The organism is Pseudomonadota bacterium (genome assembly GCA_023229365.1).
Taxonomy (GTDB): Bacteria; Myxococcota_A; Polyangia; order JAAYKL01; family JAAYKL01; genus JALNZK01.
In genome coordinates this window covers 1-10,116 of record JALNZK010000161.1, presented here as the reverse complement: position 1 = coordinate 10,116, position 10,116 = coordinate 1, and the positions used below count along the sequence as shown (strand labels likewise).

Below are 10,116 nucleotides of genomic sequence, written 5' to 3'. Positions count from 1 at the left end.
GACACCGACTCGGACACGGACACGGACACCGACACCGACACCGACACCGATACCGACACCGACACCGATACCGATACCGATACCGATACCGAAATGGACGGCGGATCGGACGCCGGAGAAGATGCGGGACCGGACGCGGGCGAGCTCATCGTGCAAGAGCCGGTGCCCCTGGGTTCGAGCTCCAATTTCGCGATCCTGGCTTCCGCGGAGATCACCAACATCGCCACGTCCGCGATCATCGGAGATGTCGGTCTGACCCCGGACACCGGAGCCAACATCACCGGGTTCGACGTTCCGCTAACGTGTCCGGAAGTGACGGGGAGCGTGTACGCCGTTGATGCGGCGGGTCCTGCCTGTGCGCTGATCAACCCGACCCTTCTCTTGGCAGCCAAAACCGATGCCGAGATCGCGTTCATCAACGCAAGGTCCGCGGCTCGGGGAACTCCCGCGTCGGTATCCGGCAATCTCAACGGGCTGACGCTGTACCCGGGCCTCTACGAATCGGGATCCTCGCTCGAGATTTCCCCGGGCGGCATCCTCTACCTGGATGCGCTGGGCGACGAGAACGCCGTCTTCATCATCCGGAGCGAAACCTCGATCACCACGGAGAGCACGAGCCAGGTCGTCTTGGCCGGCTCCGCAAAGGCCACGAACGTCTTCTGGACCGCGGGGAGCACAGTGACGCTCGGAACGAGCTCGATCATGAAGGGAACCCTGATCGCGGGAACTTCCATCTCGCTGCTCACCGGTGCCAACCTGGAAGGCAGGGCGCTGAATCAGGGGGCCGAGGCCGAAGCGATCACCTTGGATCAGGCCACCATCACCGTGCCTTCCCCGTAGCGAAAAGCCCGAAGCTCCTCGCTGCCGGATTCGGCTCGCGCCGCCCCCGCACCCCTTCAAAATGAAGGAAACGTCGACTCGTTTTGATTGGAACGACCGAACCTCCGGAAACACCCGCGGTGCAACTTCCCGAACTTGTTCGATTCACGTCCTTGGCCCGGAAGCTGCTCTAGCCGCGTGCCGAGACACCAACGCGCCGCGCCACCGACTGATCCCGCTTTCTCGGTCTTCGCCACGCGGTCACAGGAAACGAAGGAGAGATGAAAATGACAAGATCAAAAATGTGTCTTCTTGCACCGGGAGTCGCATTCCTTCTGCTCTCGTTCGCCGCCGCCTGCGGAGACGACGACGGGGGCACGACGGATTCGGACACGGATTCGGATTCGGACACGGATTCGGACACCGACACGGACGCCGACACGGACGTCGACACGGACACTGACACGGACACCGACAACCCGACCGGGGCGCCGGCTCCCGGAACGGCCGGCGGCTTCGTGATCCTCGCCAAGAGCGGGATCTCCACGGTGCCGACCTCGGCCGTCACGGGCGATGTCGGGATCAGCCCCGCCGCCGCGACCTTCGTCACGGGATTCTTGTTGACCATGGACTCCTCGAACGAGTTCTCCACCTCACCGCAGGTGACCGGGAGGGTGTACGCTGCCGACTACTCGCCGCCCACCCCGTCCGACCTGACCACGGCCGTCGGCGACATGGAGCTCGCGTTCACGGACGCCGCGGGGCGAGCGCCGGACGTCACCGAGCTCGGCGCCGGGAACATCGGCGGGATGACCCTCGACGCGGGCGTCTACAAGTGGGGCACCGGTCTCCTGATCCCGACGGACGTCACCCTCAGCGGCAGCGCGACGGACGTCTGGATCTTCCAGATCGCCCAGGATCTCACCGTCAGCAGCGGCGCGCAGCTCCTCCTGGCCGGTGGGGCGCTGCCGAAGAACGTCTTCTGGCAGGTCGCCGGTTTCGTGGATCTCGACACGACGGCGCATCTCGAGGGAGTCGTCCTGTCCCAGACGTCGATCACGCTTCGGACTGGCGCGTCGATCAACGGCAGGCTGATGGCGCAGACGGCGGTCGACATCGACGGCAGCACAGTGGTCGAGCCCGCCCCATGACCGGGCAAAACAGCAACGAAGGGAACAGAAGGGGAAAACCATGAAAACGAAGCAAGCGCATGTCGGGAAGATGGAGAAGCAGCTCAAGAAATGGGGCGCGCAGCTCGACCAGTTCGTCGCCAAGGCCGGAGAGACCGGCAACGAGATCAAGGCCGACTACCTCGAGCACATCGCCGATCTGAAACTGAAGCACACGGCGGCGCAGGCGAAGCTCGAAGAGCTCAAGGCCGCGGGCGGCGCGGAGTGGAAGAGCTTCACCGCCGGCCTCGACAGCGCGGGCGACGAGCTCGAGCTCGCCTTCAAGAAGATGACGGCCTAGCCCTAGGAGGGATGAAACCATGCTTTGGGCCATCGCCATCATCCTCCTCCTGCTCTGGGCCATCGGATTGATCACGTCGACCACGATGGGCGGGTTCATCCACGTGCTGGTCGTGGCGGCGGTCGTGCTGCTCCTCGTCCGGATCATCAGGGGGAGCAACCGCAAGGGCAACAGACGCGAGAACGGTCGAAGAGAGTCGGAACAACGCAAAAGGAGTTACGAATGAGAAACGTATTCAAGATCGCAATCACATCGCTCGCCGCCGCCGCCTTCGCGGCCGGCTGCGCGAGCGCCCCGCTGAAGACGGAGGCGTCCACCTCCGGGATCCGCGCCGCCGAGGAGGTCGGGGCGGCCAGCGTGCCGCAGGCGTCGCTGCACCTGCAGCTCGCCAAGGAGGAGCTGGCGCGCGCCAAGTCCCTGGCCGCGAACGACCAGAAGGCGCAGGCCGACTCGATGCTGATGCGGTCCGAGGCCGACGCCGAGCTCGCCGTCGCGCTCTCCCGCGTGGACGCAGAGAAGACGGAAGCCCGGGCGGCCGTGGAGCGCGTGCGCCAGCTCCGCATAGAGAACAAGTGACCCGTGGGAACGAACCCCTACGAACGAAAGGAACCAGTCATGAAATGGAATAGCATTCTCGTCGCCTTCGCGTGCGCCGGCCTTCTCGCCAGCTGCGCGACCACCGTCCCGAAGGAGCTCACCGCCGCCCGCAAGGCCTACCGAGACTCGGCCGCAGGGGTCACGGCCAAGGTCGCGCCGGCGGAGCTCCACGTCGCGAACCTCGCGCTCACCCAGGCTGAGAAGTCCTTCAAGGACGATCCCGAGTCGTACCAGACGCGGGACCTCTCCTACATCGCCCTGCGCAAGGTGCAGTTCGCCGACGCGACGGCCGTCATCTCCATCGAGAAGGACAGCCAGACCCAGTCGAAGGACGACTACCAGGCGATGCAGGGCAAGATCATCGCGGATACGAAGGACGATCTGAACCAGGCGAGCTCGGATCTCGCGGATTCGGAGCACACCGGCGCCGTGACCGCGGTGCAGCTCGCCGCCGAGAAGACGGCCCGGGCCGCGGCCGACAAGCGGGCGGCGGATGCGATGGCGGCGCTGGCCAAGCTGGCCGCGGTCAAGGAAGAGCCGCGCGGGATGGTCATCACGCTCTCCGGGAGCGTGCTCTTCGCCTCCAACCAGTCGACGCTGCTGCCCGAGGCGCGGGCGCGTCTCGACCAGGTGGCCGCCGTTCTGCTCACGACCCGTGAGCGCCACATCACCGTCGAGGGGCACACCGACTCGCAGGGCACGGACAGCCACAACATGGACCTGTCGCAGCGCCGGGCGGACGCGGTCCGCACCTACCTCGTGCAGAAGGACTACGGCGCCGACCTCATCCAGGCCAACGGGATGGGCGAGGGGCGCCCGATCGCGGACAACAAGAACGCCGAGGGCCGCGCCAACAACCGCCGCGTCGAGATCATCATCGAACGCGATCCGGCCGCATCCGGGAAAATCTCCTCCAACCAGTGACAGGACCAACCGATGAGACACCTCGAAAAACACCTGTGCAGCGTCGGCGCGCTCGTGCTCGTCATGGGCGCGCTGCTGCTCTCCGTCGGCCTGACGAGCTCCGGCTGTGAGGCCTCGGACAACTTCGATTCGCGCGTCGCCTGTCGCCACTACTGCGCCAAGGAGTTCGACTGCAACGACGAGGACCCCACCAGCGGTGAGGCCGACGACTGCGTGACCGCATGCCGCGAGTCGATCGAGGACAACTGCGGCAACGAGAACCAAGGCGAGGCGAACGACAAGATCGAGGAGTGCGTCGACAAGTCCTGCATCGACTTCTGGGCCTGCATGGTTTTCGACGTCGCCCCGGAGTGCTTCAGCTTCGTCGACCAAGACTGAACGCAGCCGACAGCAACAAGGAGGCAACCATGTGGCTCATCATCATCCTAGTCGTCCTTTTCGTCCTAGCGCTCGCCGGCGGCGGGTGGGGACAATCACGCGGCGCCTACTGGGGCTGGTCGCCGGCCGGCGTCATCCTGGTGGTGGCCGTGGTGCTGTTCTTCACCGGCCACCTGAACTTTCACGGGTAGGCCACGGCCGGGAGGGAGTCGCGCATGCTGTGGGCAATCGCCGTCGTCCTGGTCGTGCTGTGGGTTGTCGGTTTCGTGTCCTCGTACACGATGGGGGGATTCATCCACATCCTCCTCGTCATTGCCGTGGTCGTGGTCCTCGTTCGGATCATCCGGGGCCGTCGACCACTTTGAGGGAAGAAGGGTAGAGTCATGAGACAAGCGATACTGGTCATCACGTTCCTCCTGGCGGTCGCGCTCGCGGCGGGCTGCGACTCGAAGGTGGCGAACGCGGCGATCCCGCCGTCGCCGACCGATGCGATCGCGGCGGCGCAACTCGCCGAAGCCAAGGCCGAGTCGAAGGAGGCGGCGCAGGCGATCGACGAGTACGTCTTCGCGAAGAAGGTCGATTTCGTCGCCAACATGAGGAACGAGCTGACCGCGATCCAGGCGGAGATGGACAAGATCGCCCTCAAGGTCGACAGGGCCGACGGCGCGGTCAAGGCCGACGCCATCATCAAGCTCGACGCTCTGCGCACGAAGTGGGCCGAGACGAAGATGCAGCTCAACCTGGCGGAGACCGCCGGGGAGGAAGGCTGGAACGACATCAAAGCGGGCTTCAGGAAGTCCCACGCCGATCTGGTCGCGTCCTTCGAGGCGACGCGCCAGTGGCTGAGCGACAAGATCGAGCCCTGAGGTTCGAACCGGGTTGGCCGTGCATCTCAAAGCGCTCGACGGCGTGCGGGGGCTCGCCATCCTGCTCGTCCTGTCCGATCACCTCGCGCTCGCGACGCTCGACAACCCGTCGTGGATCGGCAAGCTGCTGCAGAGCGGGTATCTGGGCGTCGATCTGTTCTTCGTCCTGTCGGGTTTCCTGATCACCTTGGGGCTTCTGAAGACCCGGGAGCAGCCCGGCTACTTCCGGAGCTTCTACCTCAGGAGGGCGGCCCGGATCATGCCCCTGTACTACGCGGTGATGATCCTCGCCGTCCTGTTCCTGATCTTCGTCGAACCGGGCCGACCGCCGCTGGACGGGTACGACAACCTGGCGTGGCCGCTCACCTTCACCACCAACGTGGCCATCGCCCTGAAGATGGACTGGCTTCTTCACAGCCGCTACTTCGTCGTCGATCACTTCTGGACGCTGGCCGTCGAGATGCAGTTCTACCTCGTGTGGCCGGTGCTGATTCTTTGGGTGCGCGGGAAACGCCTGCCCATCGCCCTCGTCGGGATCATCGCCCTCGCGTTGGCGTCGCGATTCGTGGCGGACCACTATCTGGGCAAGTGGTCCTACGGCGCCTACCTGCTCACGATCTGCAGGATGGATCAGTTCGCCATCGGCGGGCTGCTCGCGCTGTTGGCGCTTGCGCCTGTTCGCCCCAGCGCGGGCCTGGAGAAGCGGATCGCCGTCGGGTTCGGGGCGCTCTCGGCGCTGACGATCTACCTCGCCATCGCCGGCGGAGGGCAGCTCAAGCCGACGGTGTTCGCGCTGTTCTTCGCGTTCCTCATGTACTTCGCGCTGACCCATCCGTTCGCACGGGCGCTGTTCTCCAACCGGATCCTCGTGCACCTGGGGAAGTACAGCTACGCGATGTACGTGTTTCATCACCTGCTGTACCCGACCGCACAAAAGTACGTCCTGAACGGCCTTTTGTCGGAGCTCTCCCTGCCCGCGCAGCAGGCGCTGTACGTGGTGATCCTGCTGGGGTTCACCTATCTACTGGCCCGGATCTCCTGGGTGGCGATCGAACGGCCGTTCCTCCGCTCGCGCGTCGTTTTGATGGATCGCGGTCGCGCTCCCGCGAAGGCGTCGCCGCAAGCCCGTGGAGTTGCTCGCGTCTCGCAGGTGGCACGAAAGCTGCTTGATGACGTTTCGACTTTCGGCCGGTGACCCCGGGGGGGCCAGTCGAGTTCCCGCCTGGAGCTCGGATGGCGTTCATCGAAACCGAAAGTCACATTTTTACCATTCGCGGGCGCCCGATCCGATTGGGGAGCACGCACGACCGCCGCAAAGGAGAACGCCATGAGCAACGAGGAAGGGAAGCCGTTCCACTGGATGCACAGGGGTCCGTTCCGCCAGATGGCCCCGCACCTGAGACGGCAACGAGCGTGAGTGCACCCGCAAGGTCGAGGAGCGGGTGGCCGTGTTTGGGCGACACAGGCGCATCCGCGAGCGGGAGGCGAAAGAACAGTCATGAGCGCACCGACCAGCCAGCCATCGCTTTAGCGATGAGTGCGGTGCGCAGCCCGGGGAAGAAACTCTTCGTCTTCGACCTGGATGGCACGCTGGCCGAAAGCAAAGCCGCGCTCGATGCCGAGATGGCCGCGCTGCTGAAGACACTCCTTGGGCAGGTCAAAGTCGCGGTGATTTCCGGCGGCGACTGGCCGCAATTTGAATCGCAGTTGCTCGCCAGTCTTTCCCCGGACGCCAAGCTCAAGAATCTCTCGCTGTTGCCGACCTGCGGGACGAAGTTCTATCAATTTGATTCCTCTTGGCAGCGGCTTTATGCCGAAGACCTCACCGCGGACGAAAAAAAGAAAATCATCACTTCGCTAGAGCAAGCACTCGAAGCAGCGGGCTTCAAAGCAGTAACGGTCTGGGGAGAAACCATCGAAGACCGGGGAAGCCAGATCACCTTCTCGGCGTTGGGGCAGCAGGCTCCCCTCGAAGAAAAGAAAAAATGGGACCCCGAATTCACCAAGCGGAAGAAGATCAAGGCGCTCCTCGACAAACTGATCCCCGAGTTTTCCGTGCGTTTGGGCGGCACGACCTCCGTTGATGTCACCAAACCCGGCATTGACAAAGCCTACGGGATCCGAAAACTCCGGGACACCCTCGGCATTGAGCTGGATGAAATGCTTTTCGCCGGCGATGCGTTGTTCCCAGGCGGGAACGATTATCCGGTCAAAGAGGCGGGCGTGGTGTCCATCCAAGTCAACAATGCGGAGGAAACCAAACGCGTCATCGAGACGTTCCTGGCCAGTGGCGCAGGAATTGAATCCGCCGCCCGCCGCGAGGAGGTCGCGCGATGAGCGGCTTTGATTTACATCGTGTCGGGCAGATCATGGAGCCTGAGCCAGGCAATCCCATGGAAGTCGATGGCGTTCTGAATCCGGCGGCGGTGCGGGGGCCGGATGGTCAACTTTATCTCTTTCCACGGCTCGTGGCGAAAGACAACTATTCCCGCATTGGCATCGCCCGCGTGAAATTCAACGATGCGGGCGATCCCTGTGGCGTCGAGCGGCTCGGCATCGCGCTGGAGCCGGAAGCGGAATACGAGCTGTGGCCTGACGGCCGCGGCGGCTGCGAGGATGCCCGCATTACGTTCGTGGAAAGGTTCCAAAGCTACGTCATGACGTATACGGCGCTTTCGCCGATCGGCCCGCGGATCGCACTGGCCGTATCTAAGGATTTGTTCCACTGGAAGCGTCTGGGACTGGCAACCTTCGAACCGTATGAGGGCATCGATTTTGTTCATGTTGACAACAAGGATGCGAGCCTCTTCCCCGTGGCCATTCCCAATCATGCCGGAAAAATGCAACTGGCCATTCTCCACCGGCCGCTTTTTCCCGGCACACGTCCGGAGGAAACCGTCCGGCAGGCCGAGTCCCGTGTGGTGGATCTGGATCATGAAAGTATCTGGATTTCCTACTGCCCGATGACCCGGGAGGGCCTCGAGCCGGACCGTCTCGGCCTGTTCAACTCGCATCACCGGCTCGCGACGCCCGTGTCACACTGGGAGATGCTGAAAATCGGCAGCGGAACTCCGCCCGTGCTCACCCGGCACGGCTGGCTGATTGTTTATCACGGGGTTCACAAACTTTCGGAGCCGGGCCAGGACAAGCATCCACTGTGCTACTCGGCTGGGGTGATGGTGCTCTCGAAAGAGCATCCGCGCACGATCCGCTATCGTTCGGTCGAGCCGGTGTTGACACCGCTGCTGAAGGAGGAACGCCACGGCACTGTTCCCAATGTCGTGTTCCCCACCGGTATTGACCGGCGCGACGATCTAGGCTTGCCGGACTGCATCGACGTCTATTACGGCATGGCCGACAGCCGGATCGGCGTTGCACGCCTTGACGTCCCGGAACATTTTCAGACGGGCGCACCCGCCGACAGCGATGGGCCACTTGCCGGAGATTCGCAACTGGAAATGGGGTACAACCCATGAACAGGTACGGGCGGCTATGGGATTATCTGCGATCGAGCTTCTGGTTTGTGCCCTCGTTGATGGTCGGCGGCAGCATCGTCCTCGCGACCGCGTTGATCGAAATGGACTCCGCTGGGAACGACGAATGGTTCGCCCAATGGCCCCGCCTCTTCGGGGCTGGAGCGGAAGGTGCGCGCGGGATGATGTCCACGATCGCCGGTTCGATGATGACCGTGGTGGGCGTCACGTTCTCTATGATCCTGGTGGTGCTGGCGTTGGCGTCGAGCCAATACACGTCGCGAGTCCTGCGGAACTTCATTCGCAGCCGCATCACGCAGCTAGTACTCGGGACCTTCGCCGGAACCTTCACGTATTGCCTGATCGTATTGCGAACCATTCGCGGCGGCGATGACAGCGCCTTTGTTCCAACCCTGGCAGTGTTTTTCGGCTTCGTGCTGGCGCTCGGCGGTGTGAGTGCTCTGATGTTCTTCATTCATCACATCGCGTCTTCGATCCAGGCCTCGAGCATCATTGCGACGGTTGCCGCCGAAACCATGCTGGCCATTGACCGGCTCTTCCCAGAACGACTTGGACATGAGCCGAGTGACAACGACGAGCAACCAGCAATTCCTGATCTGCCAGAGCGGGGCTGGCAGTCAGTCCCCGCCAGGGGGAATGGATACATCCAGAGCGTGGATGGAGCGGCCCTTCTGCGTTTGGCGCGAGAGCACAAGACCATCGTGCGTATGGAACGGGGCATCGGCGACTTTGTGGTCGACAACACCTCGCTCGTCTCGCTCGCTCTGGAAAAACCGCTGGAAGAGGAGATCATCGGCGCCCTGCAGTCGGCCTACAAGATCGACCGCCACCGTACGCTGGAACAGGATGCCGCCTTCGGTATCAGACAGATCGTGGACATGGCGTTGCGCGCCCTTTCACCTAGCGCCAACGACACCACGACGGCCGTGATGTGCGTGGACTATCTGACGGCGATTCTCTCGCGGCTGGCATCCCGGAGCATACCTGCGGCGCATCGCTACGAAGACGGCGACCTGAGGGTGATCACCATCGCACCGACCTTCGCAAGCCTGGTGGCCGAATCGTTCGACCAAATTCGAGGCAGCGCCGCCGGCAATGTTGGCATCATGCTGCGGATGCTTGGCGCGCTGCAAACCATCGCCAGTCTGACGGCTAGCCCGAGTCGGCGCCGGGCGCTTCGCGAACAAGTGCAATGGCTCGCCGAGGTGGCTGAGCGCACCGTCGAGTTCTCTTGTGATCGTTCGCGGATCGATGAGCGGCTGACGCGGGTGCTAGAAGCACTCGAAGATGAGGCTGCGTCCTCGCGGCATGGAGGAAAGGTAGTGTCACATGAGTGACAAGACTAGCCCCGTGCACGTCGGCGTGGTCGTCTCGGTGCGCGGCAGCGTCGTGGATGTGCGGTTCGATGCACATCTGCCACCGATCTACTCGCTGCTGCACGCGAAGGATGGGGAGATCGCCATCGAGGTTCTGGCTCAACTCGACGCGCATCACGTGCGCGGCATCGCGCTGACTCCCACCCAAGGTCTCTCCCGCGGCATCGCGGTACAAGACACGGGCGGGCCACT

Annotated in this window: 14 protein-coding genes and 1 pseudogene; all 15 read left to right on the top strand. The window is 63.5% G+C overall.

Annotated features, from left to right (window positions below; all coding sequences use genetic code 11):
- The coding region (locus M0R80_29070; GenBank protein ID MCK9463690.1) for an ice-binding family protein at positions 1-840 on the top strand (840 nt) is incomplete at its 5' end.
- Positions 841-1,106: 266 nt separating this feature from the next.
- Complete coding sequence (locus M0R80_29065) at positions 1,107-1,970, top strand: ice-binding family protein (protein MCK9463689.1); 864 nt, start codon at positions 1,107-1,109, stop codon at positions 1,968-1,970.
- A gap of 40 nt (positions 1,971-2,010) precedes the next feature.
- Positions 2,011-2,289 (top strand): hypothetical protein, encoded by a 279-nt coding sequence (locus M0R80_29060; GenBank protein ID MCK9463688.1) that lies wholly within the window; start codon positions 2,011-2,013, stop codon positions 2,287-2,289.
- A 19-nt stretch (positions 2,290-2,308) separates the two neighbouring features.
- Positions 2,309-2,443: pseudogene (locus M0R80_29055) on the top strand (lmo0937 family membrane protein).
- A 68-nt stretch (positions 2,444-2,511) separates the two neighbouring features.
- Positions 2,512-2,865 (top strand): DUF4398 domain-containing protein, encoded by a 354-nt coding sequence (locus tag M0R80_29050; protein MCK9463687.1) that lies wholly within the window; start codon positions 2,512-2,514, stop codon positions 2,863-2,865.
- A gap of 39 nt (positions 2,866-2,904) precedes the next feature.
- Entirely contained in the window at positions 2,905-3,810 is a 906-nt protein-coding gene (locus tag M0R80_29045) for an OmpA family protein (protein ID MCK9463686.1), read from the top strand.
- Positions 3,811-3,822: 12 nt separating this feature from the next.
- Positions 3,823-4,188 (top strand): hypothetical protein, encoded by a 366-nt coding sequence (locus M0R80_29040; GenBank protein ID MCK9463685.1) that lies wholly within the window; start codon positions 3,823-3,825, stop codon positions 4,186-4,188.
- A 29-nt stretch (positions 4,189-4,217) separates the two neighbouring features.
- Positions 4,218-4,379 carry a DUF3309 family protein gene (locus M0R80_29035; protein ID MCK9463684.1) on the top strand — a complete coding sequence of 54 codons (162 nt, stop codon included), beginning with the start codon at positions 4,218-4,220 and terminating at the stop codon, positions 4,377-4,379.
- A 54-nt stretch (positions 4,380-4,433) separates the two neighbouring features.
- A complete protein-coding gene (locus M0R80_29030) occupies positions 4,434-4,553 on the top strand; it encodes a lmo0937 family membrane protein (GenBank protein MCK9463683.1) in 120 nt (39 codons plus the stop codon).
- Between the two features lie 18 nt (positions 4,554-4,571).
- Complete coding sequence (locus M0R80_29025; protein MCK9463682.1) at positions 4,572-5,054, top strand: hypothetical protein; 483 nt, start codon at positions 4,572-4,574, stop codon at positions 5,052-5,054.
- Between the two features lie 19 nt (positions 5,055-5,073).
- On the top strand, positions 5,074-6,249 hold the full coding sequence (locus M0R80_29020; protein ID MCK9463681.1) for an acyltransferase: 1,176 nt from the start codon (positions 5,074-5,076) through the stop codon (positions 6,247-6,249).
- A 338-nt stretch (positions 6,250-6,587) separates the two neighbouring features.
- The gene (locus M0R80_29015; protein MCK9463680.1) at positions 6,588-7,391 is read left to right on the top strand and encodes an HAD-IIB family hydrolase; all 804 of its coding nucleotides are present in this window, start codon (positions 6,588-6,590) and stop codon (positions 7,389-7,391) included.
- A complete protein-coding gene (locus M0R80_29010; protein ID MCK9463679.1) occupies positions 7,388-8,530 on the top strand; it encodes a glycosidase in 1,143 nt (380 codons plus the stop codon). The genes M0R80_29015 and M0R80_29010 overlap by 4 nt, the downstream gene beginning before the upstream one ends.
- Positions 8,527-9,885, top strand: coding sequence for a DUF2254 domain-containing protein (locus tag M0R80_29005; GenBank protein MCK9463678.1), 1,359 nt, complete (start codon positions 8,527-8,529; stop codon positions 9,883-9,885). The genes M0R80_29010 and M0R80_29005 overlap by 4 nt, the downstream gene beginning before the upstream one ends.
- On the top strand, positions 9,878-10,116 hold a 239-nt coding region (locus M0R80_29000; protein ID MCK9463677.1), incomplete at its 3' end, for a F0F1 ATP synthase subunit beta. The genes M0R80_29005 and M0R80_29000, both read left to right, overlap by 8 nt.

Coding starts and splice junctions, on each gene's coding strand:
- M0R80_29045 (MCK9463686.1), top strand. CDS start 2,905: ATGAAATGGAATAGCATTCTCGTCGCCTTCGCGTGCGCCGGCCTTCTC.
- M0R80_29050 (MCK9463687.1), top strand. CDS start 2,512: ATGAGAAACGTATTCAAGATCGCAATCACATCGCTCGCCGCCGCCGCC.
- M0R80_29040 (MCK9463685.1), top strand. CDS start 3,823: ATGAGACACCTCGAAAAACACCTGTGCAGCGTCGGCGCGCTCGTGCTC.
- M0R80_29005 (MCK9463678.1), top strand. CDS start 8,527: ATGAACAGGTACGGGCGGCTATGGGATTATCTGCGATCGAGCTTCTGG.
- M0R80_29025 (MCK9463682.1), top strand. CDS start 4,572: ATGAGACAAGCGATACTGGTCATCACGTTCCTCCTGGCGGTCGCGCTC.
- M0R80_29010 (MCK9463679.1), top strand. CDS start 7,388: ATGAGCGGCTTTGATTTACATCGTGTCGGGCAGATCATGGAGCCTGAG.
- M0R80_29060 (MCK9463688.1), top strand. CDS start 2,011: ATGAAAACGAAGCAAGCGCATGTCGGGAAGATGGAGAAGCAGCTCAAG.
- M0R80_29015 (MCK9463680.1), top strand. CDS start 6,588: ATGAGTGCGGTGCGCAGCCCGGGGAAGAAACTCTTCGTCTTCGACCTG.
- M0R80_29065 (MCK9463689.1), top strand. CDS start 1,107: ATGACAAGATCAAAAATGTGTCTTCTTGCACCGGGAGTCGCATTCCTT.
- M0R80_29035 (MCK9463684.1), top strand. CDS start 4,218: ATGTGGCTCATCATCATCCTAGTCGTCCTTTTCGTCCTAGCGCTCGCC.